The sequence below is a fragment of the Amycolatopsis sp. MEPSY49 genome (assembly GCF_051337345.1).
Taxonomy (GTDB): Bacteria; Actinomycetota; Actinomycetes; order Mycobacteriales; family Pseudonocardiaceae; genus Amycolatopsis.
Window position 1 is genome coordinate 609597 of sequence record NZ_JBDLYJ010000001.1, and the last position, 26245, is coordinate 635841.

The 26245-nt window shown below is 70.0% G+C and carries 28 protein-coding genes; 18 read left to right on the forward strand and 10 right to left on the reverse strand.

Features of this window, described 5'->3' with window-relative positions; all coding sequences use genetic code 11:
- Positions 1–25 precede the first annotated feature (25 nt).
- The 11 genes from ABFJ78_RS03050 to ABFJ78_RS03100 all read left to right on the forward strand — a co-directional run bounded on the left by ABFJ78_RS03050 (position 26) and on the right by ABFJ78_RS03100 (position 10648).
- Positions 26–505, forward strand: a complete 480-nt coding sequence (locus tag ABFJ78_RS03050; RefSeq protein WP_436384051.1) for a YqeB family protein — start codon at positions 26–28, stop codon at positions 503–505.
- Positions 502–1116, forward strand: a complete 615-nt coding sequence (locus ABFJ78_RS03055; protein ID WP_436384053.1) for a TetR/AcrR family transcriptional regulator — start codon at positions 502–504, stop codon at positions 1114–1116. Before ABFJ78_RS03050 ends, ABFJ78_RS03055 begins: the two co-directional genes overlap by 4 nt.
- 18 nt (positions 1117–1134) lie before the next feature.
- Positions 1135–1521 carry a nucleotide exchange factor GrpE gene (locus ABFJ78_RS03060; protein ID WP_436384055.1) on the forward strand — a complete coding sequence of 129 codons (387 nt, stop codon included), beginning with the start codon at positions 1135–1137 and terminating at the stop codon, positions 1519–1521.
- On the forward strand, positions 1518–3356 hold the full coding sequence (locus tag ABFJ78_RS03065; protein ID WP_436384057.1) for a dynamin family protein: 1839 nt from the start codon (positions 1518–1520) through the stop codon (positions 3354–3356). Before ABFJ78_RS03060 ends, ABFJ78_RS03065 begins: the two co-directional genes overlap by 4 nt.
- 104 nt (positions 3357–3460) lie before the next feature.
- Positions 3461–4162: a hypothetical protein gene (locus tag ABFJ78_RS03070; protein WP_436384058.1), complete on the forward strand. Its 702-nt coding sequence runs from the start codon at positions 3461–3463 to the stop codon at positions 4160–4162.
- 294 nt (positions 4163–4456) lie between these two features.
- Positions 4457–6280: a phosphoenolpyruvate carboxykinase (GTP) gene (locus tag ABFJ78_RS03075; RefSeq protein ID WP_436384060.1), complete on the forward strand. Its 1824-nt coding sequence runs from the start codon at positions 4457–4459 to the stop codon at positions 6278–6280.
- Positions 6281–6361: 81 nt separating this feature from the next.
- Positions 6362–7204 (forward strand): TIGR03621 family F420-dependent LLM class oxidoreductase, encoded by an 843-nt coding sequence (locus ABFJ78_RS03080; RefSeq protein WP_436384062.1) that lies wholly within the window; start codon positions 6362–6364, stop codon positions 7202–7204.
- Positions 7205–7218: 14 nt separating this feature from the next.
- On the forward strand, positions 7219–8100 hold the full coding sequence (locus ABFJ78_RS03085; protein WP_436384064.1) for an LLM class F420-dependent oxidoreductase: 882 nt from the start codon (positions 7219–7221) through the stop codon (positions 8098–8100).
- On the forward strand, positions 8097–8702 hold the full coding sequence (locus ABFJ78_RS03090; protein WP_436384065.1) for an ABC transporter ATP-binding protein: 606 nt from the start codon (positions 8097–8099) through the stop codon (positions 8700–8702). Before ABFJ78_RS03085 ends, ABFJ78_RS03090 begins: the two co-directional genes overlap by 4 nt.
- The gene (locus ABFJ78_RS03095) at positions 8696–10039 is read left to right on the forward strand and encodes a hypothetical protein (protein ID WP_436384066.1); all 1344 of its coding nucleotides are present in this window, start codon (positions 8696–8698) and stop codon (positions 10037–10039) included. The genes ABFJ78_RS03090 and ABFJ78_RS03095 overlap by 7 nt, the downstream gene beginning before the upstream one ends.
- Positions 10040–10069: 30 nt before the next feature.
- Complete coding sequence (locus tag ABFJ78_RS03100; protein ID WP_436384068.1) at positions 10070–10648, forward strand: EndoU domain-containing protein; 579 nt, start codon at positions 10070–10072, stop codon at positions 10646–10648.
- On the opposite strand, the gene ABFJ78_RS03105 is transcribed toward ABFJ78_RS03100, so the two are convergent.
- From ABFJ78_RS03105 to ABFJ78_RS03115, 3 genes are all read right to left on the reverse strand, one after another.
- Positions 10645–11460 (reverse strand): GNAT family N-acetyltransferase, encoded by an 816-nt coding sequence (locus tag ABFJ78_RS03105; RefSeq protein ID WP_436384069.1) that lies wholly within the window; start codon positions 11458–11460, stop codon positions 10645–10647. The genes ABFJ78_RS03100 and ABFJ78_RS03105 overlap by 4 nt on opposite strands.
- Before the next feature lie 9 nt (positions 11461–11469).
- The gene (locus ABFJ78_RS03110; protein WP_436384070.1) at positions 11470–11742 is read right to left on the reverse strand and encodes a helix-turn-helix domain-containing protein; all 273 of its coding nucleotides are present in this window, start codon (positions 11740–11742) and stop codon (positions 11470–11472) included.
- 113 nt (positions 11743–11855) lie between these two features.
- Positions 11856–13475 (reverse strand): alpha/beta hydrolase, encoded by a 1620-nt coding sequence (locus ABFJ78_RS03115; RefSeq protein ID WP_436384071.1) that lies wholly within the window; start codon positions 13473–13475, stop codon positions 11856–11858.
- A 189-nt stretch (positions 13476–13664) separates the two neighbouring features.
- On the opposite strand from ABFJ78_RS03115, the gene ABFJ78_RS03120 reads away from it, so the two are divergent.
- Positions 13665–13943 (forward strand): DUF3311 domain-containing protein, encoded by a 279-nt coding sequence (locus ABFJ78_RS03120; RefSeq protein ID WP_436384073.1) that lies wholly within the window; start codon positions 13665–13667, stop codon positions 13941–13943.
- Complete coding sequence (gene mctP, locus ABFJ78_RS03125) at positions 13940–15595, forward strand: monocarboxylate uptake permease MctP (RefSeq protein WP_436384074.1); 1656 nt, start codon at positions 13940–13942, stop codon at positions 15593–15595. Before ABFJ78_RS03120 ends, mctP begins: the two co-directional genes overlap by 4 nt.
- Here mctP and ABFJ78_RS03130 read toward each other — a convergent pair.
- Complete coding sequence (locus ABFJ78_RS03130; RefSeq protein ID WP_436384075.1) at positions 15592–16194, reverse strand: hypothetical protein; 603 nt, start codon at positions 16192–16194, stop codon at positions 15592–15594. The two genes, mctP and ABFJ78_RS03130, sit on opposite strands and share 4 nt — an antisense overlap.
- A 32-nt stretch (positions 16195–16226) precedes the next feature.
- Between ABFJ78_RS03130 and ABFJ78_RS03135 the strand changes: the two genes are divergently transcribed.
- A complete protein-coding gene (locus ABFJ78_RS03135; protein WP_436384077.1) occupies positions 16227–16802 on the forward strand; it encodes a peroxidase-related enzyme in 576 nt (191 codons plus the stop codon).
- Here the strand turns inward: ABFJ78_RS03135 and ABFJ78_RS03140 are convergent.
- The 4 genes from ABFJ78_RS03140 to ABFJ78_RS03155 all read right to left on the reverse strand — a co-directional run bounded on the left by ABFJ78_RS03140 (position 16799) and on the right by ABFJ78_RS03155 (position 20419).
- Positions 16799–17725, reverse strand: coding sequence for a bifunctional helix-turn-helix transcriptional regulator/GNAT family N-acetyltransferase (locus ABFJ78_RS03140; protein WP_436384078.1), 927 nt, complete (start codon positions 17723–17725; stop codon positions 16799–16801). The two genes, ABFJ78_RS03135 and ABFJ78_RS03140, sit on opposite strands and share 4 nt — an antisense overlap.
- Positions 17726–17952: 227 nt before the next feature.
- On the reverse strand, positions 17953–18102 hold the full coding sequence (locus ABFJ78_RS03145; protein WP_167344411.1) for a hypothetical protein: 150 nt from the start codon (positions 18100–18102) through the stop codon (positions 17953–17955).
- 237 nt (positions 18103–18339) lie between these two features.
- A complete protein-coding gene (locus tag ABFJ78_RS03150; protein ID WP_436384080.1) occupies positions 18340–19530 on the reverse strand; it encodes an AAA family ATPase in 1191 nt (396 codons plus the stop codon).
- A gap of 154 nt (positions 19531–19684) precedes the next feature.
- The gene (locus ABFJ78_RS03155; RefSeq protein ID WP_436384081.1) at positions 19685–20419 is read right to left on the reverse strand and encodes a MerR family transcriptional regulator; all 735 of its coding nucleotides are present in this window, start codon (positions 20417–20419) and stop codon (positions 19685–19687) included.
- Positions 20420–20597: 178 nt separating this feature from the next.
- On the opposite strand from ABFJ78_RS03155, the gene ABFJ78_RS03160 reads away from it, so the two are divergent.
- Positions 20598–21137, forward strand: coding sequence for a DoxX family membrane protein (locus ABFJ78_RS03160; RefSeq protein ID WP_436384082.1), 540 nt, complete (start codon positions 20598–20600; stop codon positions 21135–21137).
- 46 nt (positions 21138–21183) lie between these two features.
- Here ABFJ78_RS03160 and ABFJ78_RS03165 read toward each other — a convergent pair whose 3' ends face one another.
- The gene (locus ABFJ78_RS03165; RefSeq protein ID WP_436384083.1) at positions 21184–22473 is read right to left on the reverse strand and encodes an acetyl-CoA C-acetyltransferase; all 1290 of its coding nucleotides are present in this window, start codon (positions 22471–22473) and stop codon (positions 21184–21186) included.
- Between the two features lie 92 nt (positions 22474–22565).
- Here ABFJ78_RS03165 and ABFJ78_RS03170 point away from each other — a divergent pair, with 92 nt between their 5' ends.
- Entirely contained in the window at positions 22566–23900 is a 1335-nt protein-coding gene (locus ABFJ78_RS03170; protein ID WP_436384084.1) for a 3-oxoacyl-ACP reductase, read from the forward strand.
- 1 nt (position 23901) lies between these two features.
- The gene (locus ABFJ78_RS03175; RefSeq protein WP_436384085.1) at positions 23902–24732 is read left to right on the forward strand and encodes a MaoC family dehydratase; all 831 of its coding nucleotides are present in this window, start codon (positions 23902–23904) and stop codon (positions 24730–24732) included.
- Here ABFJ78_RS03175 and ABFJ78_RS03180 read toward each other — a convergent pair.
- Positions 24724–25380, reverse strand: coding sequence for a TetR/AcrR family transcriptional regulator (locus ABFJ78_RS03180; protein WP_086670992.1), 657 nt, complete (start codon positions 25378–25380; stop codon positions 24724–24726). The two genes, ABFJ78_RS03175 and ABFJ78_RS03180, sit on opposite strands and share 9 nt — an antisense overlap.
- A 126-nt stretch (positions 25381–25506) precedes the next feature.
- Between ABFJ78_RS03180 and ABFJ78_RS03185 the strand changes: the two genes are divergently transcribed.
- Positions 25507–26169 carry an SCP2 sterol-binding domain-containing protein gene (locus ABFJ78_RS03185; protein WP_436384087.1) on the forward strand — a complete coding sequence of 221 codons (663 nt, stop codon included), beginning with the start codon at positions 25507–25509 and terminating at the stop codon, positions 26167–26169.
- The last annotated feature ends 76 nt before the right edge of the window (positions 26170–26245 follow it).

A 26245-nucleotide genomic window follows, 5' to 3' on the forward strand; every position in this document is an offset into this window, starting at 1 on the left:
AGCACGCGGTCTAATAATAGGCGGCATGGAGACGACCGTCGACGAGCCGTCGTGGCTGCGCACCGCGTCCTGGATCGGCTGCCCGCTGCTCGGCGGGGCGCTCGGCGTGGGCGTCTGGGCCATCGCCGCGTGGGTCAGCGGCCTGGACGCCTTCCCGTTCCAGGGCGTGTTCAAGGTGCTCACGAAGCTGCCGCAGCCGTGGGCGACGCTCGCCGCGGTCGCCGGCGGGCTCGTGCTCGGCCTGGTGTTCGCCGTGGTCTGGGCGACCGACCGGCTGGTCGTCACGGTGTCGCCGACCCGCGTCACGCTGGTGCGCGGCGACAAGACGCGGCGCATCGAGGCCGACCTCGAAGCCGTCTACCTCGACGGCAAGGAGCTCGTCCTGCGTACGACCGACGGCCGCGAGATCGCCCGCGAGAAGACCGACCTGCGCAACCACGAGCTGGCGCCCGCCTTCGCCGAGCACGGCTACCCCTGGCGCGACGAACCGCCGGTCGAGCGATGAGGACGGTCGACCCGGCCAAGCACGCGGCCAAGCGCGCCTCGATCGTCGACGCGGCCGCCGGCTGCTTCGCCGAGAAGGGCTTCGAGCGGACGACGACGGCGGACATCTGCCGGGCCGCGGGCATCAGCTCCGGCAGCCTCTTCCACTACTTCCCGAACAAGCGCGCGGTGTTCACGGCGATCTTCACCGACGACGCCGTCGAGACGGCCGGGCGCCTCGAAACCGCCGCGCAGGCGGACGACCCGTGGGCCGCGCTGCTCGACGTCGTCGCCGAACTGGCCGGCCAGCTCGCCCACCCCGCCGTCGGCCGGCTGGTCCTGGAGGCCGCCGCGCAGGCCGCCCGCGACGACGAGTTCGCGGAGCTGATCCACCGCAACGACAGCGCCCTGCGTGACGGCCTGGCCGTCCTGGTCGACCGGGCCGTCGACGCCGGCCTGATCGACCCCGGCCTGCCTTCGCGCGCGGTGGCCGGCTGGGTCGCCGGGCTGCTCGACGCGATCATTTCCCGGGCGAGTCTCGACCCGGACCTCGATCTCGCGGCCGAACAAGCGATCCTCCGGACGATCCTGATCCGGTTCCTTCGCCCGGTTTCGCCCCCGGCGGGTGGCTGAATCCGCAAGACTGTCCGCATGGCGTGGTTTCGCAAGGACGGAACCGACCGCGGATCCGCCGCGTCGGACACCGATGTGCACCCCTTGCAGCAGGTGAGCGATCTCGAACGTGCCCTCGCGGATCGCCAGGCACTGATCCAGATGTGCCTGTACGCCCTGGACCGCGCCCGCAGCGGCGGCGTCGTCGAACGCCTGGAAGAAGGACTCGCCGCGATCGGCGTCCAGGCCCTGCGGCCCGACGGCGAACGGTTCGACCCGGCCCGTCACGAGGCCGGCGGCGCGGTCCCGACCGACGATCCCGCGCTCGACGGCGTCGTCGCGGAAACCGAGGTCACCGGCTTCGCCGACCACGACCGGCTGCTGCGTGCCCCGATCGTCACCGTCTACGCGAAGAAGAACCCGTGAGCGCACCGACCGCGCCGAGCCTGCCCGCGCAGGTCCAGGCGGCCCGCGACCAGCTGCTGACCGTCGTCCGCGACGCCGACCCGGACGCCGCGAAGTGGGTCGACGAGGTCCGCAAGGCCCGGCCGAAGAAGCCGGCCGTGGTGGTCGTCGGCGAGACGAACCGCGGGAAGAGCTCGCTGGTCAACGCGCTGCTCGCGACGCCGGGACTGTCCCCTGTGGACGCCGACGTCGCCACCGCCACCTACCTCGTGTTCGACCACGCCGACGCGTGGGGCGCGCAGGCCTGCTACCCCGGCCAGCTGGCGTCGGTCCCGATCGACCTCGGCCAGCTGATCAACTGGGTGTCCGCCGCGCACGAGCTGCCGCCGGGACAGATCCCGCCGCGGTACGTCGAGGTCACCGGGCCGGTGCCGCTGCTCGAACGCCTTTCGCTGGTCGACACCCCGGGCGTCGGCGGGCTCGACTCGATGCACGGCGAGCTCGCCAAGGAAGCCGCCGCGGGCGCGACCGCGCTGCTGTTCGTCGTCGACGCCTCGGCGCCGTTCACGTCGACCGAGCTGCAGTTCCTGCGCGACGTCGGCGAGCGCGTCGAGACCGTGGTGTTCGCGCTGACCAAGGTGGACATGTTCCGCGGCTGGCGCGAGGTCATGGAGGCCGACAAGCAGCTGCTGCGCGAGCACGCGCCCCGCTTCGCCGACGCCGTGTTCCACCCGGTGTCGGCGCGGATGTTCGAGACGGCCTCGAAGGCGCCGAACGAGCAGATGGCCGCGATGCTGCGGGAGAAGTCCGGCGTCGCCGCGGTGCAGACGGCGTTGCAGGAGCTCCTCGTCGGCCGCTCGGCCATGCTGGGCGAGGCGAACACGCTGCGTGCGCTGTCCAGCGCGCTCGGCGAGCTGAAGGCGAAGCTGCAGGCCGAGAGCCGGGCGCTGTCCGCGGGCGAGGCCGAGGCCGAGCAGCTGCGCGAACGCCGTGACCAGCTGCAGGCCGAGCGCCGGACGTCGACCCGCGGCTGGCAGCTGAAGCTGCGTGGTGAGGTGCAGCGCACCCGCGTCGAGGTGGGGCACGAGAGCTCCCGGCAGATGCGGGACGCCCAGACCCACTTCCGCCAGCTGATCGACGCCGCCAAGCGCGACGAGCTGGCCGCGTTGCCGCAGCAGGTCGACATCGCGCTGCAGACGACGTCGCAGCGCATTTCGATGCTGCTCTCGCAACGGCTGAACCAGGTCACCAACGTCTCGCTCTCGGAGCTGTTCTCCCCCGAGGAGCTCGACGTCATCCGCGCGCAGTTCGCCCGGGCCGGCGGCCCGCCGGTGGTGCTGCGCCCGCCGGACAAGAAGCCGCCGACGGCCGAGGACAAGCTGCTCGTCTTCATGGGCATCTCGGGCGGCGTCGGCGCGGGCAAGGTGGCCGCGTTGCCGCTGGCCGGCGTCGCGATCCTCAACCCCGTCGTGCTGCCCGCGACGATCATCATCGGCCTCGGCGCCGGCTGGTGGATGGCCCGCACGCGCAAGCACGCGGCAGACAAGCAGCACATGAAACAGTGGCTGGTCGAGGCCATCGCGGACGCCCGCTCGACACTCGACCAGCTCGTCGCCGAGCAGCTCATCGAGGCCGAGCAGCAGCTGTCGATGGCCCTGGACGAGGCGCTCGGCCGGCGCATCGACGCCATCGAGGCCGAGCTGAAGGAAGTCGACAAGACGATCAAGATGGGTGCCCAGGAACGCGCCAAGAAGATCGCCATCGTGTCGAAGCGGCTCAAAGAGGTTTCCGAAGGCCGCGACCGCGCCGAAGCCTTCCTCACCCGGATCCGGGCACTGCGGGACAAGACGGCCTGAGCAGCCGCCCGGTTGTGGAGCGGAACCGAACGGGCCTACGGTGAGTCATACCCTCCGACAGCAGGTCAGAGACGGCGTTACCCGGTTCTAAGGGGGCAGTTCCCATGTGGGTCGACGAGAGCGGCGGCAGCGACACCGATGCCAGCGGCACCGAGGCGATGACCGTCCACGTCGACGGCCAGGAGTACCAGGCCGAGGTCAACTACGACGTGAACGAGGACGGCGTCAACGACACCGCGATCGTCGAGCACGACGACGGCACCGCCCAGGCCTTCATCGACTCGAACCACGACGGTGAGGCCGACCAGTACGCCGTGCTGGACGAGAACGGCAAGGTCGTCGAGCAGGCCGTCTACGACGAGGCCAGCGGCGAGTGGGTCGAGGCCTCCGGGGGCGGCCACGACGACTCCGACACCGGCGGCCGCGACGACGGCTCCGGCGGCCACATCCACGCGGACATGCCGGACGGCGAGGTCGACGCGGGTGCCGCGACGATCGACACCGACCACGACGGCCACAACGACACCGCCATCGTCGAGACGAAGAGCGGCGGCACGATCGCCTTCACCGACAAGGACGGCGACGGTGAAGCGGACATCGCCGTGCAGACCGACGCGGACGGCACGACCACGACGTTCGAGCACAGTGGACCCGGCCAGTGGACCGAGGTCTCCAGTGGACTGATGGACTCCGGCGGCGAGGGCGACCCGGCGGGCGACGCCGAATGGGGCGGCGCCGGCACGCAGACGCTGGAAGGCGTCGCGCGCATCGACTCCGGCACGGGACAGTGGATTTCGCCGAACTGAGGGTGACTCAGGTCATAGTTTGAAAGCCCGGGGCTGCGGCCCCGGGCTTTTTTCATGTCGTCAATGAAAAGAAAGATGCCTTCTGAATCGATCCCCTTATCGGTCTTGTGAGAGAACGTACACGTCAGCTCTCTGTTACCTGCCGGTCATGCGGTTACTCTCGAAGAATCCCAAAATCCGCACACCGGTTCGCCAGCCGGTGTGCGAAGCCATTCGGTCGCCGGCAATGACGCCCGCACCGGGACAACGTCGTTCCGGTGCGGGCTTGTTTGTCGTCGGAAGTCAGGAGTAGAGATGACCGCAGTCGCCATCCCCGGACTGGACACCGCGCCGACGACGCACACCGGCGTGCTGTCCTTCGTCCGGGAGGTCGCCGAGCTGACCACCCCGGACCGCGTGGTGTGGGTCGACGGGTCCGACGAAGAAGCCGCCCGGATCAACCAGGAGCTGGTCGAAGCCGGCACGTTCGTGCAGCTCAAGTCGAAGCCCAACTCCTTCTGGGCCACTTCCGACCCGAACGACGTCGCCCGCGTCGAGGACCGCACCTTCATCTGTTCGGAGCGCCCCGAGGACGCCGGGCCGACGAACAACTGGATGGACCCGGCCGAGATGAAGGCCACCATGACCGAGCTGTTCCGGGGCTCGATGCGCGGCCGCACGATGTACGTCATCCCCTTCTGCATGGGCCCGCTCGGTGACGAGAACCCCAAGCTGGGTATCGAAATCACCGATTTCGCCTACGTTGTCGCTTCCATGCGCGTGATGACGCGCGCCGGCAAGGCGGCCCTCGAGAAGTTCGTCGCGCCGGATGGCACCGAGCGTGAATTCGTGCCCGCTCTCCACTCCGTGGGCGCGCCGCTCGAACCGGGTCAGCAGGACGTTTCCTGGCCCTGCAACGAAACGAAGTACATTTCGCACTTCCCGGAGGAGCGCGCGATCTGGAGCTACGGCTCGGGTTACGGCGGCAACTCCTTGCTGGGCAAGAAGTGCTACTCGCTGCGCATCGCCTCGGTGATGGCCCGCGACGAGGGCTGGCTCGCCGAGCACATGCTGATCCTCAAGCTGATCTCGCCCGAGGACAAGGTCCACTACGTCGCGGCCGCGTTCCCGAGCGCCTGCGGCAAGACCAACCTTGCCATGCTGCAGCCGACCATCCCGGGCTGGCGCGCCGAGACCCTCGGTGACGACATCGCGTGGATGCGCTTCGGCGAGGACGGCCGTCTGTACGCGGTCAACCCCGAGTTCGGCTTCTTCGGCGTCGCGCCGGGCACCGACTGGCACACCAACCCGAACGCCATGCGCACGATCGAGAAGGGCAACACGGTCTTCACGAACGTCGCCCTGACCGACGACGGCGACATCTGGTGGGAGGGCATGGAGAACAAGCCCGAGCACGCCACCTCGTGGAAGCACCAGGACTGGACGCCCGACTCCGAGGAGAAGGCCGCCCACCCGAACTCGCGCTACTGCACGCCGATGTCGCAGTGCCCGATCCTCGCGCCGGAGTGGGACGACCCGAAGGGCGTGCCGATCTCGGCGATCCTGTTCGGCGGCCGCCGCAAGACGACGGTCCCGCTGGTGAACGAGGCCCGCGACTGGCAGCACGGCGTCTTCATGGGCGCCACGATGTCGTCGGAAACGACTGCTGCGGCAGCCGGCGCGGTGGGCAACGTGCGCCGCGACCCGATGGCGATGCTGCCGTTCCTCGGCTACCACGCCGGTGACTACTTCAAGCACTGGCTGAACCTGGGCAAGAACGCCGACGCGAACAAGCTGCCGAAGATCTTCTACGTCAACTGGTTCCGCCGCGGCGACGACGGCCGCTTCCTGTGGCCGGGCTTCGGCGAGAACTCGCGGATCCTCAAGTGGGTCGTCGAGCGCGTCGAGGGTCGCGGCAACGCGGTCGAGACGCCGGTCGGCTTCGTGCCGCGCGCCGAGGACCTCGACACCGAGGGCCTGACCGAGCCGATCGAGGACATCCAGGCCGCCCTGGACGTCAAGCCCGAGGAGTGGCGCGAGGAGCTGCCGCTGATCGAGGAGTGGTTCGAGAAGATCGGCGACAAGGTTCCGACGTCGTTGCGTGACGAGCTCGACGCGCTGGCCCAGCGCCTCGCCTGAGCTCCCTGAGACAGAAGGGGACGCCTCCCGGCCGCATCCGGGAGGCGTCCCCTTCTACCTTTTCCCGGTAGTTTCGCGGTCATGAAACCGTTTCGCTTCGGGGTGGCGCTCGTGACGCCCGGCTCACGAGCTGAATGGGTGGCGAAGTGCCGGCAAGCCGAAGACCTCGGGTACGACGTCGTCGGCGTGGTCGACCACCTCGGGCGGGTCGCTCCGGTGCCCGCACTGCTGCTCGCCGCGGAGGCCACCGAACGGGTCCGGCTCAACACGTACGTGCTCAACGCGAGCTTCCACAACCCGGTGCTGCTGGCGCGCGACCTCAGCGGACTCGACGACTTCACCGGTGGCCGGCTCGAAGTCGGGATCGGCGCCGGGTACGCCCGCGCGGAGTTCGAGGCCACGGGCATCGAGTGGGGCACGGCCGGGCAGCGGTTCGAGCGGCTCGTCCGCGCGGTCGCCGAACTCGAGCGCGCCTACGAAGGCCGCCCCCGCCCACCGCTGCTGCTCGGTGGCCGCGGCGACCGGATGCTGACGTTCGCCGCGGAGCACGCCGACACCATCGCCTTCACCGGCACCGCGCCCGGCGCGGCCGAAGGACGGCTGGCCTTGGCCGGTCCCGCCGCGCTCGCCGAGCGCATCGGCTTCGCGAACCGGGCGCTCGGCGGCCGCGACGCCGAGCTCAACCTGCTGATCCACTTCATCCGCGTCACCGACGACCGGCGGTCGGCGCTCGAAACAGCGCGTCGGCTCGTACCGCACCTCGGTGCCGACGAGCTCGCTGCGCTGCCCACCGTCGTCATCGGGTCGGCCGAGGCGGCGGCCGAGCAGCTGCTGCACACGCGGGAGACGCTCGGCGTCAGCTACTTCACGGTGATCGAAGAGGACCTCACGCGGCTGGCGCCGGTGATCGAAAAACTCCGGTGAGTATTTTGGGGATCATGACTGGGGATTTCCGCTTCGGCGTCAACATGGTGGTTCCGGACAGCCGCGCCGCGTGGGTCGAGAAGTGCCGCAAGGTCGAGGACCTCGGCTACGACGTGCTGTCCGTCGCCGACCACCTCGGCATGGCCACGCCCTTCCCGTCGCTGGTCCTCGCCGGCGAGGCCACTTCCCGCGTCAAGTTGAACACCTTCGTGCTCAACGCGCCCTTCTACAACCCGGTGCTGCTGGCGCGGGACGTCACGGGCACCGACCAGTTCACCGACGGCCGGCTGGAGCTGGGGCTCGGCGCCGGGTACGTCAAGGCGGAGTTCGAAGCGGCCGGGATGCCGTTCCCGTCCGCCGGCGAGCGCGTCGACCACCTCGAACGCACGATCCTCGAGCTGAAGCGGCTGTACGCCGACCCCGAGCACAAGCCGTCGCCGGTCCGTCCCCAAGGGCCGCCGCTGCTGCTCGGCGGCCGTGGCGACCGGGTGCTGAGCCTGGCCGTCGAGCACGCCGACATCATCGGCTTCACCGGCACGGCGAAGACGCCGGACGGCGCGCCCATCGCGGCGGGGACCCCCGCGGACGTCGACGAGCGGGTGGCGTTCGTCCGGGCGAAGCTCGGCGAGCGAGCGTCCGAAGTGGAGTTCAACCTGCTCTGCCAGTTCGTGAAGGTGACGAACGACCGCGCGGCCGGCCTGGCCGAGCTCGAGCAGCTCGTCCCGGGCGGGATGACCGCCGACGAGATCGGCGAGCTGCCGATCGCGCTCGTCGGCACGCCCGCCCAGATCGCCGACCAGATCCGCGCGCACCGGGAGCGGTGGGGGTTCACCTACTTCACCATCCTCGAGATGTTCCTCGACGAGTTCGCCCCGGTGCTCGAGCACCTCCGATGATCGACGCGCGGGGCATCGGCGTCCGGGCCGGCGAACTGTGGCTGTTCGACGACCTGGACTTCTCCGTCGACCCCGGCGAGTGCGCCGCGATCGTCGGGCCGAACGGGGTCGGCAAGTCGACCTTGCTGCGCTGCTTCTACGGCATGCAGAAGCCGCAGCGGGGCCGCGTGCTCGTCGACGGCAAGGCACCGGACGAGCGGGACGTCGAGTTCCGCCGCAAGGTCTCGGTGCTGTTCGACGACTCCGACTTCTTCGCCGAGCTGACGCCGATGCAGCACCTCGAACTGCTGTCCGGCTCGTTCGGCGCCGACCTCGGCGACCACGAGGAACTGCTGCGCGACGCGGGGCTGGGCGACCGCATGCGCGTCACGTCCGGGCACTTCTCCGCGGGGCAACGTCGTCGGCTGCTCCTGCTCGGCGTCACCGCGCGGCCGCACCAGCTACTGCTCCTCGACGAGCCGGAGCGCGCGCTGGACGTCGAGGGCAAGGAATGGCTGGTCGAGCTGATCGCCCGGTCGACGGCGGCCGGGGCGGCGGTCGTGGTGGCCACGCACCACCCGCCGCTGCTCGAAGCCGCGGACAGCACGCTCGAGCTGTGGTGACCCTGGCGCCGCGGCGGATGCGGATCCCGGGCCGCAAGCGGTTCGGCGGGATCTTCAGCGGCGACTCGGCTTCGTTCCTCTTCCTGTTCGCCTTCGGGTTCCTGTTCACGGCGTTCTTCCACGTCGACGCCTGGCGCCAGGCCGTCTACGGTTCGGCCCACGTGGACTTCCCCGCCGTGCTCGGCCTGCTCACGCTCTGCTGCGCGGTGGGCTGGCGCGGCCTGCTGCGCCGCGGGTTCGCGTGGGTCGAACCGGCCGAGCTGACCTGGCTCGACTTCGCGCCGGTGGACCGCGGCCGCGTCGTCACGCTGCGGCTGCTCGGCGCCTGGACGGGCGTCGTCGCGGTGACCGGCTACCTGGCCGCGCTGATGCTGGCCGTCGGCGGCGCCGGGCTGGACCAGTGGCGCGCGGGCATCGCCGTCGTCGCGGCGACCGCGGTGGTCGCGTTCGTGAGCGCGCGGCGGACGCCACTCGCATTTGGGGGGTCCAGGGGGGCTCGGCCCCCGGCTGGGGTCTGGGGCTCGGCCCCAGAAGGCACTGGGTTCGACGCGTTCGGCCCGCTGGTGCTGGCGGTGTTCGGGCTGGCGATCACCGCTCTCGGCCTCGGTCCGGTGACCGTCGAGTTCGTCGCGGCGGGCGTGCTGGTCGCGGCGCTGCCGCTGGCCTTCGGCGGCGAACCGGTCTCGCGCGCGGGCCGGTCCGCGCTGCTCGCCGGGTGGGACGGCCGGGTGCTGCGCTCGGTCGCCGTCACCTTCCTCGACCCGATGATGCTGCTCCCGCCGTCCGCGCCGATCGGCCTTTCGGTCCGGCGGCCGACCCCGCTGCGGCTGGCGGTGGCGGGCACGCTCGGCCGGTCGCGCTACGCGGGCGCGGCGGTGCTGGTCGGCTTCGCGGTGGTCGTCGCGCACATCGCGTTGCCGACCCTGCCGGGCGCGGTCCTGGCCGGCATCGGCGCGTACGTCGCGCTGACGCCGTTCGGCGCCGGGCTCGGCGAGCTGTGGCGCAACCCGGGCCGCCGCCGCTGGCTCGGGTCGTCGAACCGCGACCTCGTCCTGGCGCACGGTGTGGTGCTCGCCGGCACCGGCCTGCTCTGGGCGGGCGTGCTCGCCGTGGTCACCCTCGCGGGTGGGACGTCGTTCGGCGTGGGCGCGTGGCTGGCCGTGCCGCTGGCGGTGCTCTCGATCCTGCGCACAGTCACGCGCACCGCCGTTGACTACGCGAATCCGGGTTTCGTGGACACCCCGGTCGGGCCGATGCCCGCCAACCTGACCCGCCAGCTGTTCCGCGGTCTCGACCTGCTCGTGCTCGGCATCGTGGTGCTGTCGGCCGCCGTTTGACCTACGCTCGTTCCGTCGAAGGGAGCAGCGGTGGGCGGCGGACACGCACCGGGCGTCGGGCGGCGGTCGACCAGTGAGTTCCCGCCCGGCTGGAGCGACGAGCACATCATCTCGGTCGTCAAGGACGTCGCGAACGACCCCAGCGAGGCCCGGCGGCGGCAGCCGAACGGCCGCTGGCGCTGCGCGGGCGAGCGGTACAACGTGCACCTGATCGTGCTGGTCGAGGAGAACGGCCACGTCCACACGGCGTACCCGGTGGCGGGCCCCGGCGTGGTCCGCAACCCGGACGCGGCCCGCGACCCGGCGAACCCGACGGTGGCCGACCTCAAGGAGAACCGGATCAGCTTCTTCGGCGACAGCGTCCTGACCCAGCTGGCCGACCGCCTGTCCCCGGAGGACTACACGCACTACCGGACGCTGCTGTGGTCCGGCGAGTGGGAGGAGCTGGCCGACGTCCTGGCGGCCCACGCGGTCAAGGTCGGCTTCGGCTTCTCGACGGACGAGTTCTCCGACTTCGAGCGGCTGCTGAACAGCTACGACCTGCCGGTCCCGGCGTGCGCGTTCCTCAACGACCGCGAGCACATCCTGAACCAGCTCCGCCCGGTCTAGCGGAAGTCGTACCCGGTGAACGCGGCGATCGGGACGTACCCGAGCCGCCGGTAGAGGGCGTTGCTGGTGACGTTGGCGGGATCGGTGTAGAGGACGACGTCCGTCGCTCCCGCCGCCAGCGCGGCCTGGCTCACGGCGAACGTCACGGCGCCCGCGTAACCCCGGCCGCGGAACCGGGCCGGGGTGTAGACCGGGTCGACGCGGACCATGCCGGCCACCATCGCGGTGGCGCCGGCCATGGCGACGGGGCCGTCGGCCGCCCAGAACGTGAACCGCTTGTCGGCGAAGTTCGACGCGGCCCAGGACCGCTCGTCGGCGAAGGGCGCCTGCCCGACCGCGGTGGCGAACTCGCTGCACCAGCGGATGATCTCCGCGCGGTCCAGCGCGTCCACAGCGTGGCCCTCGGGCATCGGTTCCGGCGGGGTGAGCGTGCCTAGCCGGTGCAGCCGGACTCGCACGCCGGGCACCGGCACCACGTCGGTGCGCCGTTGCCACGCCTCGGCGAACGCGGTGGCGGTGTCGTCCTCCGCGGTCACGCCGGACAACGGCCGGCCGGCCAGTTCCGCGGCGAGGGCGTCGGCCTGGTCGGGGGTGACCGCGGTGAGGAGCAGGCGTTGCGACGGACGGCGGTAGCAGATCGCGCGGACCTCGCCGTCCTGCTCCAGCCGGCCGAAGAGCGTGCCCGCTTCCTCCTGCTTCCGCAGCTTCTCGAGCCGGGTCAGCGGCGAGGTGTGCAGCGCGGGCTTCGAGCGTAGGAAGTCGTCGGCCCGAGCCAGGAAGTCGTCGATGTCCTCGGTGAGGTGCCAGCCCATGTTCCGGGGTCAGCTCGCCTGGGAAAGCGGTGGGGACGCCGTCTCCGCGACGGTTGCGCGCAACTCGTCCAGCGGCAGGCCCACGGCGTCCGCGATGGCCGTGACCGTGAAGAACGCCGGTGTCGGGATCCGCCCGGTCTCGATCTTCCGCAGCGTCTCGACCGAGATCCCGGCCTCCGCGGCGACGTCGACCATGCTCCGGCCGGCCCGCGCCGCTCGCAGCGCTTGGCCGAGGCGTTCGCCCCGTTCGCGCTCTTCGTCCGTTAGCGGTACCCGCACCATGGCGCCAATACTAATACCAGAGTTGTCCACAGATGGTGGACAACTCTGTGCACAGGTGTGGAAAAGGCCCCGCCGATCCGGAGATCGGCGGGGCCCCACCACATCTAGTGCCTTCAGGCGCCCGGAGGCACCGGAAGTGGCATGCCGGGCAGGCTCTGGTCGTTCGGCACGACGCCGTCGACCAGGTAGGCCTCCACGACCTTGTCCACACCCGCGTTGCCGCCGGCGTAGATGCCGTGGTCACCCTCACCGGTGATCGTCAGCATCCGCGAGTTGTCGAACGCCTTGTGCGCGCGCCGCGCACCCTCGATCGGCGTCGCCGGGTCGTGCTCCGACTCGACGATCAGCACCGGCGGGACGCCCTTGCCGTTGAGCACCGGCAGCGGGGCCGGCGGCTTCTTCCAGAACAGGCACGGCTGGATGAACCAGCCCGCGCCGAGCAGGGGCAGCTGCTGGTCGATCAACTTCTGCGACTGCTTGATGGCGCTCTGGGTCGAGCCGGTCCACGGACCCTCGTTGCAGGGGATCGTCCAGAACGACGCGTCGTAGGCGTCGCCGTCGGTCGGGACCATCAGCGGCTGCGCGCCGGAGGTCTCGGTGCTCTTGTCGGCGGCCTTGACCTTCTGCGCGGCCGACGTCTTGGCCTGCGCGGACGCGGTGCCCTGGGTCAGCGTGCGGACGCTGACCAGGTAGTCGGCCAGGCCCGGGAACGAACGCTTCGAATAGATCGAAGACGCGATGAAGGAGTCCAGGCCGTTGGCCGACACGGTCGAGCCGTCGGGCAGGGTGACCGCGCCCTGGGTCAGGGCGTAGCGGACCTGCTCGTAGGTCTGGCGGGCGGCCTCGCCGGTGGTGCCGAAGTGGTAGAGCTTGTCGTACTTCGCCATCCACGGGAGGAAGTCCTGCCGCCAGCGGCGCTCGAAGCCGAGCGGCTGCCAGTCGAACGACTTCTGCCAGGTCGTGGTGAACTCCGTCGCGGAGTCGAGCACGAACCGGCCGGTGCGCGTCGGGTAGGCCTGCGCGTAGTGCGCGCCCATCCACGTGCCCGCCGAGTAGCCGACCCAGTTGATCTTGTCGCGGCCGAGCAGCACGCGCAGCAGGTCGATGTCCTTGACCGTCTGGTCGGTGTTGATCAGCGGGCCCAGCTCGCCGGACTTCTGCTGGCAGGACAGCGCCGCGTACTTCGTCGCCTGGATGATCAGGTTCAGGTTCTGCTTGCTGCGGTCACGCGGGTCCAGGTCCGAGCCGGTGCCGATGGCGCCACCGCACGTGATGTTCGTGCTCTTGCCGGTGCCGCGCGGGTCGAACCCGACGATCTCCTGGTGCTCGCGCAGCTTGGGCTGGTTGCGCAGGCGCGCCGGGAAGTTGCGCCCGGGCGCCCCCGGGCCGCCCGGGTTGGTGACGACGCTGGCCGTCGCGTCCTTGGTCGCCTTCAGCCGGCTGACCGCGATGGTCAGGTCGATCTGGGCGTTGGCCTGGTACCAGTTGCGCGGCGTCTTGTAGGTCGCGCACTCCATGTCCTCGGCGCCCGCGGGCGGGGCCGTCGGCAGTTCGTCGGGCACGGCGCACTTGTGCCAGCTCAGCGTCTGGTTCGCGTACTGCGGCGGGATGTTCGTGGAGTTCAGCGGCTGCTTGCCGGCCGCGGCATCCTGGCCTGCGAACGCAGGGGTGAACCCGGCCAGCAGGGTGCCGGCGATCGCCGGGATCACCACCGCGTAGCGGAGTCGTGTCATACGGTTGCCCCTTATCGGGTTTTCGCGTGCGAGTCCGGCTATTCCTATAGGCCGGGTGGGGGCGGGGCAACCGACGTTGGTCGGGCAACGCGGACCGGGGCGATCAAATCGATATCGGACAGACGTGACTCCCTGTCACCCAGGTTCTAAGGTCAGGCGGTCGGTTACGGGAGTGTTAGGTGAGGTCCGATGTCGACTGTGAAGCACGACGGGAAGGTGCGCGGGTTGCGGTTCAGCCCGTGGAACCTGCTCCTGATCGTCCCGCTGCTGGTCCTGGTCACGCCACTGTTCAACATGGACGGTCCACGGCTGTTCGGGATGCCGTTCTTCTACTGGTTCCAGTTCCTCATGGTGGCGGTCGGGGTGCTGAGCACCTGGATCGTCTACCTGATGACGCGGGACAAGCCGACCGTTGACGCACCGGACAAGCTGAGCGTCGAGGACCTGGACGAGGGGGACGCTCGATGAGCAACCTGCAGTGGCCCGAGCTGATCATCTTCACGATCCTGTTCGCCCTGGTCACCGTCCTCGGCTTCATGGCGTCGCGCTGGCAGCGCGGCAGCACGCTGGACCACCTGGACGAATGGGGCCTCGGCGGCCGCAAGTTCGGCTCGTGGATCACGTGGTTCCTGCTCGGCGGTGACCTCTACACGGCGTACACGTTCGTCGCGGTGCCCGCGCTGGTGTTCAGCGCCGGTGCGCTCGGCCTGTACGCGCTGCCGTACACGATCGTCGTCTACCCGATCGTGCTGCTCCCGGCGCTGCGGATGTGGTCGGTCTCGCGGGTCCGCGGTTACGTGACCCCGGCCGACTTCGTGCGCGGCCGCTTCGGCTCGCCGATCCTCGCGCTGCTGGTGGCGATCACCGGCATCGTCGCGACCATGCCGTACATCGCGCTGCAGCTGGTCGGCCTCGAAGCCGTGCTGCGGACGATGGGCATCAACGGCTCCGGCATCGTCGGGCACCTGCCGCTGCTGGTCGCGTTCGTGATCCTGGCCTTCTACACCTACCAGTCCGGTCTGCGGGCGCCCGCGCTGATCGCGTTCGTCAAGGACATCCTGATCTACATCGTGATCCTGGTGGCGATCATCTACCTGCCCTCGAAGCTGGGCGGCTGGTCGCACATCTTCGACGCGGCGGCGAAGAAGCTCGGCACCCCGAGCCCGGCCACCGGCAAGCCGGCCGGGTCGATCCTGCTGACGGCCAACAACCAGCTGCAGTACGCGACGCTGGCGCTGGGTTCGGCGCTCGCGCTGTTCCTGTACCCGCACTCGCTGACCAGCGTGCTGGCTTCGCGCGGCCGCAACGTGATCAAGCGGAACATGGTCGCGCTGCCGGCGTACTCGCTGGTGCTGGGCCTGCTGGCGCTGCTGGGCTACGTGGCGATCACGGCGGGTGTCAAGCCGCTGACGAACGCGGCGACCGGCAAGGCGGACGGCAACACGATCGTCCCGGTGCTGTTCGACACGCAGTTCTCGTCGTGGTTCGCCGGCATCGCGTTCGCCGCGATCGGCATCGGCGCGCTGGTGCCCGCCGCGATCATGTCGATCGCCGCGGCCAACCTGTGGACCCGCAACATCTACAAGGAGTACATCCGCAAGAACGCGACCCCGGCGGAAGAGGCGAAGCAGGCGAAGCTGGCTTCGCTGGTCGTGAAGCTCGGCGCGGTGGCCGTGATCATCCTGATCGACCCGCAGTTCTCGATCGACCTCCAGCTCATCGGCGGCGTGCTGATCCTGCAGACGCTGCCGGCCGTGGCGCTCGCGCTGTACACGCGCTGGTTCCACCGCTGGGGCCTGATCGCGGGCTGGGTCGTCGGCATCGGCTGGGGCCTGATCATGCTGTACGGCATCCCCAACCCGGCCAACGGCAAGCTCCACTTCGGCGGTTCGGCGCTGGCGCTGGGCAACATGTCGATCTTCGGCTGGCACCCGTTCGCGGGTTCCCAGGTCCAGATCTACGTCGGCTTCGTGGCGCTGGTCGCCAACCTGGTGGTCGCGGCGATCGTCACGGTGATCGCCCGGCAGCTGAAGGTGTTCAACGGCACCGACGACACCAACGCCGAGGACTACCACGCCGACGAGCACGACAAGGACCTGCGCCCGATCGGCGTCCACTAAGTCCACTGAGGACGGATGACCGCTCGGGATACGAGGTAGAGCACCAGCCCGTTGAGCAGGTGCCAGAGGAAGTGCGTGCCGACCGGGACGTATGCGCATACGTCCCGGTCGAGCGTGCGAAGGCTCAGCGAGAGCGCGAAAACCGCGCCGGCGACGGCGAAGTGCGTCCAGGCGGTGTCGCGCTGGACGGCGAGCACCGCGGCGAAGGCGAACAGCCCGATCAGCGGGGCGAGGTAAAGCCCGCCGCCCAGCAACGCGGTGCCGACGGTGAGCGCGAGAAACCCCGGCACGGCAACCCAAGCCCACCGCCGGCTCCAGTACTCGCGCACGAACACCACGGCGTACACCAGCACGAAGACGAGGATGGCGCCCGAGTCCGCGGCGCCGGCCCAGCGCGTCGCAACCAGGTGGAAGACGCCGCTGGCGACGAAAACCAGCCCGATCAGAGCGGCGAGCAACCGCCCGATCCGGTCCCCCGCGGCCAGTCGCCACACGAGCACGGCGGCCACGAGGAAGGCGAGGTTGCTGAGATCGTTGAGCGGCTCACCCCAGAGCCCGGGCCCGACGCGTTCGCAGTACCCGTCGACGTAGTCCGTCACGAACACAGCCAACCACGACTAGCGTGCGGGGTATGAGCGACGCGGTGAGCCGGTTCCCGATCACGGAACTCGAAGACCTGCCCTACGACCTGCGCGAGCGCGTCGGCGCGATCGCCGAGAAATCCGGGTTCGTCCCCAACATCTTCCGCGCCCTCGGCCACCGCCCCGCCGAGCTGCGCGCCTTCCTCGACTACCACGACGCGCTCATGGAACGCGCCGACGGACTCACCAAGGCCGAGCGCGAGCTGGTCGTCGTCGCCACGTCCGGTGCCAACCACTGCACCTACTGCGTCGTCGCGCACGGGGCCATCCTGCGCATCCGCGCCAAGGACCCCGAGCTGGCCGACCGCGTCTCGAGCAACCCGTGGCAGGTGGAGCTGGACGAGCGCGGCCGCGCGATCGTCGACCTCGCCTTGGCGCTCGCCCAGGACTCGGCGCTCTTCGGCGAAGGCGACCTCGAAGCCGCGCGCAACGCGGGCCTGTCCGACGACGAAATCTGGGACGTCGGCGCGATCACGGCGTTGTTCGCGATGTCCAACCGCCTCGCCCACCTGACCGCGCTGCGCCCGAACCCGGAGTTCTACCTGCTCGGCCGCGTGCCGCGTTAGAACTTCAAGCGCCAGGTCTCGTCGGTCAGCTTCGGACCCCAGTCGGCGAAGTCCGTCTCCTCGACCAGCTCGAAGCCGGCCGCGCGGTAGATCGAGCGCGCGGCGGTCAAGATCGAGACCGTCGACAGTTCCATCGCGCTGTACCCGTGCGCCCTCGCGAAGGAAACGCATTCGGTGACCAGCCGCTTGCCGACGCCGTGACCCCGGGCCGACGGCTCAAGCAGCAGCAGCCGCAGCTTCGCGGTGTCGTCGTCCGGACCTCGGGTGCACGCGATGCTGCCGACGCGCTCGCCGTCGAGCTCGGCGATCCAGAAGGCCTGCCGCGGGTCTTCGCGCTCGGCGAAGTCGGCGACGATCCGGGCGACCAAGCCCTCGAATCGAGGGCCGAAGCCGTACTCGCGGCCGTAGAGCGCGCCGTGGCGTTCCACCACCCAGCCGAGGTCACCCGGTCGTGGCGGCCGGAGCACCAGCGCCGGGTCGCGACGGCGGTCGCCGACGAGGTCGCCGATCGTGCGCATCGCGGTCAGCAGCCGCTGCTGGTCTTCGTCGGCGAACCGGCGCAGCAGCCCGCCGATCTGCTCGGTGGACCGGGCGTTCAGCACGGCGAAGGCGTCCCGGCCCGCGGCCGTCGGGCGCACGAGCTGGCGCCGGGCGTCCTCGCCGGACCGTTCACGCGCGATCAGCCCGCGCGACTCGAGCCGGGCGAGCAGCCTGCTGGCGTAGCCGGCGTCCAGGTCGAGGCGTTTGCGCAGCTCGGTCACCGGCAGCGGGTCCTGGTGCGCGAGCTCGAAGAGCACACGAGCTTCCGGCAGCGAGTACTCGGCGTCGGCGGGTCCTTCGTCGAGCACCCCGATGACGCCGGTGTAGAGCCGGTTGAAGGCGCGGACCGCGGCCACGCGGTCGGCGAGCCGATCGTCATTCATTGACCACCTCAACAAGTTCGTTGACGAAGTCAAAGATTACTCGGCAAGCCGGCCCGGGCAAGGGGTTTACCGGGGAAATGGGAAACCCCGCGATGCTGCCAGGTCGGGGGTCCGCCAGCATCACGGGGTCGTAGGGGGTATCGACGACACTTTGCGTGTCGTTACACCTTCAGCACTTTGTGGCATAGGTCACTCGAATGGGCGACCGCCACGGGGTGAAACAGAGGTCAGCGCATGTAGCCCGAGCGAGCTTGCGCGATCGCGATGAGTTCCTGACGGACCGTCGCGGTGGCGGCGGTGTCGATCGCCCGGTTCAGCGCCCGGCGAGTGCGAGCCTCGGCGCGACGGGCACGGAGCTTGGCGGCGATGTTGTTCATCGGTTTCTGCATCCCCTTCGAGGGTTCTGGGTGGCTTGTGCCTCTAGTATGCGCCTTTTTTCACAAGGAAGCCAACGGATATCCGGTGATGTGGCGCACGTGCCGATGAATCATCGGCAAATCTGGGTAAGAGCCGGAGGATCAGGGGTGGCGGCGGTCACGACAAAGCAACCCGCTACATAGCTATAAGGCTCTCTAGCTCATGAGCTAGAGAGCCTTAGGAACGCGGATAGGGGGTCAGTCGCGACCGAGCAGGTAGTGGCCGAAGTGCGGCACGGTGAAGGCGATCTGGCCCCGCTCGGCGGAGTAGACCAGGCCCTTCTTCATCAGGCTGTCGCGCGCCGGCGACAGCGAAGACGGCTTCCGCCCGAGGAACACGGCGACGTCGGCGGTGCCGGCGGGCTCGTCGCGCCCCTGGGTCAGCTCGGCCATGGCCTGCAGGTACTCGCGCTCGGCCGGCGTCGCCCGGTCGTAGCGCGAGCCGAAGAAGCCGACCGCCAGCTCGGACTCCGCTTCGGGCGCGGCGACCTGCACGTCCTTGACGGTGATCGGGTCGGACGGCGCCGCGTCCCAGGCCGCCTTGCCGTAGGCCTGGATGAAGTACGGGTAGCCGCCGGACGCGTCGAAGAGCGCGTCGAGGGCTTCGGGCTCGATGCCGGCGTCCTCGCGCTCGATCGGCGCCATCACGGCGTAGTCGGCGTCCTCGCGGTCGAGCCGGTCGATGCGCGAGTACCGGAAGAGCCGCTCGGAGTAGGACTTCGACGCCGACAGCACGGCGGGCAGGTGCGGCAGCCCGGCGCCGACCACCACGAGTGGCGCCCCGGACTGCGAGAGTTCGTGACAGGCGGCGCACAACGCGGAGACGTCGTCCGGCTGCAGGTCCTGCATTTCGTCGATGAGCAGCGCGACGCCGGTCCCGACGTCCGCGGCCAGCTCGGCGACGTCGGTGAACAGCTCGACGAGGTCGATCTCGATGTCCCCGGAGTCGGCCCGCCCCTGCGCGGCGGGCACGTCGATGCCCGGCTGCCAGCGGTCGCGCAGCTTGGCGTCGGCCTTGTTGGCCCGCAGCGCGAAGGCCTTGAGTACGCTAAGCACCTCTTCGACGCGGTCCGGAGCGCGGTGCCGCACGGCGAGGTCCCGGATGGCCCGGTGCAGCGCGGCCGACAGCGGCCGCCGCAACTCGGCGTCCGGCCGGGCTTCGATCTTCCCGGCACCCCACTTGTGCCGCACGGCCATCGCCCGCAGCTCCCCGAGCAGCACGGTCTTCCCGACGCCGCGGAGGCCGGTGAGGACGAGACTGCGTTCGGGTCTCCCCCGCGCAACCCGTTCGAGCACGACCTCGAAGGCCTTGAGCTCACGCTCGCGCCCGGCCAGCTCGGGCGGCCGTTGCCCGGCGCCCGGCGCGAAGGGGTTGCGGATGGGGTCCACTCTGCCAAGTTATCGACGTATCTAGCGCGAGCCCGATATTCCGCCATAGACGGCTAGGGCGTGTCGCCGGAGTTCGACCGGATGGCCGTACATAGAGACGAACAGGTCTGCAGCCCTGCTCGTCCCTACCCCCAGCGCGCACTACGACGTAGCACTACTCGCCGAGGTTCCGTTCCGCGTAGATCTTCATCGCGTCCCGCACGAACTCCGCCGTCGCGCCTTCCAGCCCGTAACGCGGGTCGTCGACGTACAGCTGCCCGAGCCCCGCGAAGTACCCCGCGGACACCGACGAAACCGCAGGCCGCAGCCACTCGTGCAGCCGCCGCGTGATCGCCTGGACCTCGTCGGAATCCGGCGCGAGCCCGGCTTCCCGGGCCGTACCGAACGCGGCCGCGATGTCCAGCTGCTCCTGCTGGTGGGCCTTCTTCTCCGCTGAGGACAACGAACTCCACCACTGGTCACCGCGCCGGTAAGCGTCGGCGCCCCAGCGGCGCGTGACCTCTTCCTCGTACTGCGTGTGGTCGAATCCGTCGAAGACTTCTTCCGCCATCAGTCGTTCACCTCCCTTCAGTTTCCGCAACGTGGTCCGGACCGAATCGATCTGCCGTCCGATCCGCCGCCGCTCCTGTTCGAGCAGCTCCAGGTGGGTCTCGAGCGCCGCGGCGCGGTCGCGTTGCCCGTCGAGGACCTCCGCGATCGCCGGGAGCCCGAGACCCAGTTCGCGCAGCAGCAGGATCCGCTGCAGCCGGACGAGCGCGTGCTCGTCGTAGTAGCGGTAGCCGTTGCTGCCGACGCGGCTGGGCTCGAGCAGGCCGACCGCGCCGTAGTGGCGCAGCGTCCGGCTCGTGGTCCCGGCCGAGCGGGCGAGGTCCTGGATCGACCACTCCATGCCGACGACGATAGAAGTTGACGCAGCGTCAAGGTCAACCGCTAAGTCTTCCTAATGCTTTCTAGTATCAAGACTATAAAGAGCCAGAAAGCCCGATGAGGATTCGAGCCCGAGCCGAGCGGGCATCCACGGAGTAGGTTCGACCAGGCAGCGGCCCGTACGAGGAAGGCAAACGACCGTGATACTCCGTCGAGTGGCACGTCCCCTGCTCGCCACGATCTTCGTGACGGGCGGAATCAATGCGCTGAGGCAGGCCGAAGGACACGCGAAGGCGGCGGAACCCTTCCTCAACAGCGCGTTCGAGAAGGTCGGCGACGTCGTGCCGGAGCAGGTTCCGCGCGACCCGGTGACGCTCGTCCGCATCGACGCCGCCGTGAAGATCGGCGCCGGCCTCGCGCTCGCGGCCGGCAAGGCGCCGCGGCTCGCGGCCGGGCTGCTGCTCGGCAGCCTGGTGCCGACGACGCTCGCGACGCACAGCTTCTGGACCATCAAGGACCCGGGCGAGCGCCAGCAGCAGCAGATCCAGTTCTTCAAGAACGCGAGCCTGGCCGGTGGCCTGCTGCTCGCGGTCAGCGACACGCACGGGAAGCCGTCGGCGGCCTGGCGCGCGCGTCACGCCGCGAAGGACGTGTCAGCTGCCGCCGGGAAGCTGAGCCGCAAGGGGCAGAAGCGCGCCAACAAGCTCGCCAAGCGGGCCCAGAAGGCGCTTCCCAACTAGAACGCGAAAAGGGCCGCCCCAGCGAGGGGCGGCCCTTTTCGTGCGGTTACTTCTCCAGGATCGCGGTGGCGCCCTGGCCGCCGGCCGCGCAGATCGAGATCAGGCCGCGGCCCGACCCCTTCTCGTGCAGCAGCTTCGCCAGCGTCGCGACGATCCGGCCGCCGGTCGCGGCGAACGGGTGCCCGGCCGCCAGCGACGAGCCGTTGACGTTCAGCTTCGCCCGGTCGATCGCGCCCAGCGGCGCGTCCAGCTCCAGCTTCTCCTTGGCGAACGCCGGGTCCTCCCACGCCTTGAGCGTGGCCAGCACCTGTGACGCGAACGCCTCGTGGATCTCGTAGAAGTCGAAGTCCTGCAACGAAAGCCCGGCGCGGGCGAGCATCCGCGGCACGGCGTACGCGGGCGCCATCAGCAGGCCCTCTTCACCGTGGACGTAGTCGACGGCGGCGGTCTGCGAGAACGTCAGGTACGCCAGCACCGGCAGCTTGTGCGCCTTCGCCCACTCGTCGGTGGCGAGCAGGACCGTCGACGCGCCGTCGGTCAGCGGGGTCGAGTTGCCCGCGGTCATCGTGCCGTCCGGGCCGCCGAAGGCCGGCTTGAGCTTGGCGAGCTTCTCCGCGGTCGAGTCCGGGCGCAGGTTCTGGTCGCGCGCGAGCTTGAGGAACGGCGTCACGAGGTCGTCGAAGAACCCGCGGTCGTACGCGGCGGCGAGCTTCTGGTGGCTGCTCGCGGCCAGCTCGTCCTGCGCCTCGCGCGTGATCTCCCAGATCCTCGCGGTGAGCGCCGCGTGCTCGCCCATCGACAGGCCCGTGCGCGGCTCCTCGTTGCGCGGGATCGCCGGGACGATGTGGCCCGGCCGGATCTTCGCGACGAGCTTGAGGCGGTCGCCGAGCGTCTTCGCGGCGTTGAGCTGGATGAGGATCTGGCGGAGGTCCTCGTTGACGGCCAGCGGCGCGTCGCTCGTGGTGTCGACGCCGCCGGCGATGGCCGAGTCGATCTGGCCGAGCGCGATCTTGTTGGCGACGTTGACGATGGCCTGCAGGCCGGTGCCGCACGCCATCTGCACGTCGGACGCGGGCGTCGCGGGCGAGAGCTTGCTGCCCAGCACGCTCTCGCGGGCCAGGTTGAAGTCCTTCGAGTGCTTGAGCACGGCGCCGGCGGCGACCTCGCCGATCACCTCGCCCTGCAGCGAGAAGCGGCTGACCAGGCCGTCGAGCGCGGCGGTGAACATGTCCTGGTTCGACGCCTTCGCGTACGGGCCGTTGGACCGCGCGAAGGGGATCCGGTTGCCGCCGATGATCGCGACCTTGCGCACGGCGGGCGTTTTCCTGGGCGGCATGACTCCACCTCTCTGGTCGGCTCTCTCACACTGTAACCTACTCGGCAGTAGGTTAGACTGCGACGTGACGCAGACTGCACGGGAGGCAACCGATGGCTGACAGGTACCAGCAGTTCACGAAAACCCCGGTGGGGAAGTTCGTGGTGCCGAAGCTCGGCCTGCCCAACCCCGCCACGCTGCGCCGGTACAAGCCCGGGCAACCCGCCCTCGAGGGTCCCGCACTTCTCGGCGCCGCGCCCGGCGGTCGCCTGGAGAAGACCCTCAAGGATCAGCTCGCCGACGCGGGCATCGAGGTCGTCACGTCGGCAGTCGACCGGCACGCGGCGCTCGTCTTCGACGCCACCGGCGTCACCGACCCATCGCGCCTGCGCGAGGTCTACGACTTCTTCCACCCGGTGATCCGCAGCGTCGGGCCGTCCGGCCGGGTCGTCGTCCTGGGCACCCCGCCGGAGCAGGTCGAAGGCCGCGAGCGGATCGCGCAGCGCGCTCTCGAGGGCTTCGTGCGCTCGGTGGGTAAGGAGCTGAAGCGCGGCGCGACGGCGCAGCTCGTGTACGTCGCCGAAGGCGCCGAAGAGGCGACGGAGTCGACGCTGCGCTTCCTGCTCTCGGCGAAGTCGGCGTTCGTCGACGCGCAGGTCATCCGGATCGGCACCGAAGGCAAGATGGCCACTGCCCCCGCGAACTGGGAAAAGCCGCTCGACGGCAAGGTCGCGCTGGTCACGGGCGCGTCCCGCGGCATCGGCGCGGCGATCGCCGAGGTGCTGGCCCGCGACGGCGCGCACGTCGTCGCCCTCGACATCCCCGCCCAGGGCGGCGACCTGTCGAAGGTGGCCAACAAGATCGGCGGGTCGTCGCTGCAGCTCGACATCACTTCGCCGAGCGCGCCCGCGAAGCTCGCGGAGTACCTGAAGGAGCGGCACGGCGGCGTCGACATCGTGGTGCACAACGCGGGTATTACCCGCGACAAGACGCTGGGCAACATGAGCGAGAGCGCGTGGGACTCGGTCATCGCGGTGAACCTCGCTTCGCAGCTCGCGGTGAACGACAAGCTGCTCGGCGATCGCGTGTTGAACGAGAACGGCCGGATCATCGGCGTCTCGTCGATCGCGGGCATCGCCGGCAACGTCGGCCAGACGAACTACGCGACGTCGAAGGCGGGCGTGATCGGCATGGTGAACGTCGGCGCGCCGCAGCTCGCGGCGTACGGCGGCACGATCAACGCCGTCGCGCCCGGGTTCATCGAGACGAAGATGACGGCGGCGGTCCCCCTGTTCATCCGCGAGGCCGGCCGCCGGCTGTCGAGCCTCGGCCAGGGCGGCTTGCCGGTAGACGTCGCCGAGACGATCGCCTGGTACGCGAACCCGGCGTCGGCCGCGGTGAACGGCAACGTAGTCCGCGTCTGCGGCCAGGCCCTGCTGGGGGCGTGACGTGGCGATCCGCGAACTCGACAGCACGCCGAGCCTGGCGACGCTGTACCCGAAGGCGCTGCTCGGTTTCCGCAAAACGGGCTCGTCGCTGCCCGACACCGAGCTGGTCCGCACGGGCGTCGTCGTCGACCCGGCGCACCTGGCCGCGTACAACACGGTCTGCGGCTTCCGGCTGAGCGACGAGCTGCCGGCGACGTACCCGCACATGCTGGCGTTCCCGCTGCAGATGGCGCTGATGACCGAGCCGGGGTTCCCGTTTCCCCTGCTCGGCATGGTGCACGTGGCGAACCGGATCACCCAGCACCGCGCGCTGCGGCTGGGCGAGGCGTTGACGATCCGGGTGCGCGCGGAGAACCTGCGCCCGCACGAGAAGGGGCGTCAGTTCGACGTCGTCAGCGAAGCCTGGGCCGGGGACGACCTGGTTTGGGTCGACGTGAGCACGTACCTGCGTCGCGGAGGCGGTTCTTCGTCCGCTCGCCGAGAGCAGCTGGCGCCGCCGACCCCGGACGCGATCTGGCGGATCCCGGGCGACATCGGCCGCCGCTACGCGGAGGTCTCGGGCGACCGCAACCCGATCCACCTGCACCCACTGACGGCCAAGCTGTTCGGCTTCCCGCGCGCGATCGCCCACGGGATGTGGACGAAGGCCCACGCCCTGGCGGCGTTCGAGGGCCGGCTGCCGCCGGCGTTCACGATCGACGTCAAGTTCAAGCAGCCGGTGCTGCTGCCGGCGAAGGCGGGCTTCACCTCGTGGGCCACCCCTGAGGGCTGGGCGTTCGAGCTGTGGAGCGGGTCGAAGCCGCACCTGGAAGGTTCGATCACCTCACTCTGACGGCTTCCAGACCTCGCCCTCGATGAGGTCGTTGAAGCCCAGCCAGACGAGGTTCATCAGCCAGGACGCCAGGACGCCGTCGGAGATGTCGGGGTGGTCGAGGGCCCAGTCGGCCAGCGATTCGGCCGCCCCGACCAAGGCCGCGGAGAGGCCTTCGCCGGAGAACTCGGCCTGCTCGCCGACACCCTTGCGCGTGCCCGCCGACACGACGAGGGCCGCGACGAGCTGGATCGCGCGCGCCCGCATGTCGGTGATCTCCGCGGCGAACGCCCCGCCGACGGTGAGGGCCTGGCGGTGCAGCACCGTCCACGACTCGCGGTACTCCGCGACGAAGCGGTAGAACGACCGCAGGCCGTGCCAGAGCTGCATGTCCGGCGGCAGGTCGGGCTGCACGCCGGCCTGGATGGCCTCGAGCAGCCGCGTCGCCTCGCGGCGGATGCACGCGCCGAACAGGTCCTCTTTGGACCCGAGGTAGGTGTAGATCATCGGCTTCGAGACCCCGGCGACGTCGGAGATCTCGTCCATCGAGGCCGCGTGGTAGCCGTGGCGCGAGAAAACCTGGACGGCGGCGTCCAGGATCTGCCGCTCGCGCACCGCGCGCGGCAGCCGCCTGGCCCGTTCGGGCGGACGCTGATCATCCTCTGACACGCTGGACCTCCCTGTTGCTGCCGAGAGACGGTACCGGGCGCTGCCCCGTCAGGGTGATTTCGGCACGCTTGCCCGCCTACCTACTGGCGGGTAGCCTTACGCGTGAGTAACTGCAGAGGAGTGACCATGGCCGACAACGCCGGGATGACCAGCGCCGATCAGGTCGCGGTGCTCCGTGGGGCGGCGCTGCTGGACGCCCTGGAGCGGCTCGACCCGCTGAGCCCCGAGGCGCACGCCCTCGACGTCAACGCCCTCGCCGACGCGGTCAACCCGCGCGACCTCGGCAAGGACGACTTCCGAAGACTCTTGAACGCGCTCCTGCGGCTGGCCGCCCAGGCCCCGGCGTTCGACTTGAGCAAGGTCGAGCCGGCCCGGTTCGCCTCCCTGGTGTCCTCGGCATCGCGCGCGCAGCTGGAGAGCGTCGTCGCGGAGAGGCCCCTGCGCGAGCGGGTACTGGACGAGATCTTCGCCCGCATGGGCGCGCACATCAGGCCTGATCGAGCCCGCGACCTGCACGCGGTGGTCCACTGGCGCCTGTCGGGCGGCGTGGGCGAGGGAGGCTACGACCGCTACGAGACAACGATCTCCCACGGCGCGTGCACGGTGAGCCGGGAGATGCACTCCGCCCCGCGGGTCACCATCACGATCGCCCCGGCCGACTTCTTCCGGCTCATCACCCACCAGGCTACGCCGGCGGTGTTGTTCGTCACGGGAAGAATCAAGGTCAAGGGCGATTTGGCGTTCGCGGCGGGCCTGATCGGATACTTCGACCTCCCCCACCCCGTATAGTCCGTCGCTGTGCCCCGAAAAGCGAAGTGGCGCCTTTCCCGGCCCCGCGGAGTACGCGCCGGCCACGCGGTCAACG

What these genes read in the sequence shown, in the direction of transcription:
- ABFJ78_RS03050 (WP_436384051.1), top strand. Translation starts at nt 26, where the DNA reads ATGGAGACGACCGTCGACGAGCCGTCGTGGCTGCGCACCGCGTCCTGG.
- ABFJ78_RS03055 (WP_436384053.1), top strand. Translation starts at nt 502, where the DNA reads ATGAGGACGGTCGACCCGGCCAAGCACGCGGCCAAGCGCGCCTCGATC.
- ABFJ78_RS03060 (WP_436384055.1), top strand. Translation starts at nt 1,135, where the DNA reads ATGGCGTGGTTTCGCAAGGACGGAACCGACCGCGGATCCGCCGCGTCG.
- ABFJ78_RS03070 (WP_436384058.1), top strand. Translation starts at nt 3,461, where the DNA reads ATGTGGGTCGACGAGAGCGGCGGCAGCGACACCGATGCCAGCGGCACC.
- ABFJ78_RS03075 (WP_436384060.1), top strand. Translation starts at nt 4,457, where the DNA reads ATGACCGCAGTCGCCATCCCCGGACTGGACACCGCGCCGACGACGCAC.
- ABFJ78_RS03080 (WP_436384062.1), top strand. Translation starts at nt 6,362, where the DNA reads ATGAAACCGTTTCGCTTCGGGGTGGCGCTCGTGACGCCCGGCTCACGA.
- ABFJ78_RS03085 (WP_436384064.1), top strand. Translation starts at nt 7,219, where the DNA reads ATGACTGGGGATTTCCGCTTCGGCGTCAACATGGTGGTTCCGGACAGC.
- ABFJ78_RS03090 (WP_436384065.1), top strand. Translation starts at nt 8,097, where the DNA reads ATGATCGACGCGCGGGGCATCGGCGTCCGGGCCGGCGAACTGTGGCTG.
- ABFJ78_RS03105 (WP_436384069.1), bottom strand. Translation starts at nt 11,460, where the DNA reads ATGGGCTGGCACCTCACCGAGGACATCGACGACTTCCTGGCTCGGGCC.
- ABFJ78_RS03110 (WP_436384070.1), bottom strand. Translation starts at nt 11,742, where the DNA reads ATGGTGCGGGTACCGCTAACGGACGAAGAGCGCGAACGGGGCGAACGC.
- ABFJ78_RS03115 (WP_436384071.1), bottom strand. Translation starts at nt 13,475, where the DNA reads ATGACACGACTCCGCTACGCGGTGGTGATCCCGGCGATCGCCGGCACC.
- ABFJ78_RS03120 (WP_436384073.1), top strand. Translation starts at nt 13,665, where the DNA reads ATGTCGACTGTGAAGCACGACGGGAAGGTGCGCGGGTTGCGGTTCAGC.
- mctP (WP_436384074.1), top strand. Translation starts at nt 13,940, where the DNA reads ATGAGCAACCTGCAGTGGCCCGAGCTGATCATCTTCACGATCCTGTTC.
- ABFJ78_RS03135 (WP_436384077.1), top strand. Translation starts at nt 16,227, where the DNA reads ATGAGCGACGCGGTGAGCCGGTTCCCGATCACGGAACTCGAAGACCTG.
- ABFJ78_RS03140 (WP_436384078.1), bottom strand. Translation starts at nt 17,725, where the DNA reads ATGAATGACGATCGGCTCGCCGACCGCGTGGCCGCGGTCCGCGCCTTC.
- ABFJ78_RS03145 (WP_167344411.1), bottom strand. Translation starts at nt 18,102, where the DNA reads ATGAACAACATCGCCGCCAAGCTCCGTGCCCGTCGCGCCGAGGCTCGC.
- ABFJ78_RS03155 (WP_436384081.1), bottom strand. Translation starts at nt 20,419, where the DNA reads ATGGAGTGGTCGATCCAGGACCTCGCCCGCTCGGCCGGGACCACGAGC.
- ABFJ78_RS03165 (WP_436384083.1), bottom strand. Translation starts at nt 22,473, where the DNA reads ATGCCGCCCAGGAAAACGCCCGCCGTGCGCAAGGTCGCGATCATCGGC.
- ABFJ78_RS03170 (WP_436384084.1), top strand. Translation starts at nt 22,566, where the DNA reads ATGGCTGACAGGTACCAGCAGTTCACGAAAACCCCGGTGGGGAAGTTC.
- ABFJ78_RS03185 (WP_436384087.1), top strand. Translation starts at nt 25,507, where the DNA reads ATGGCCGACAACGCCGGGATGACCAGCGCCGATCAGGTCGCGGTGCTC.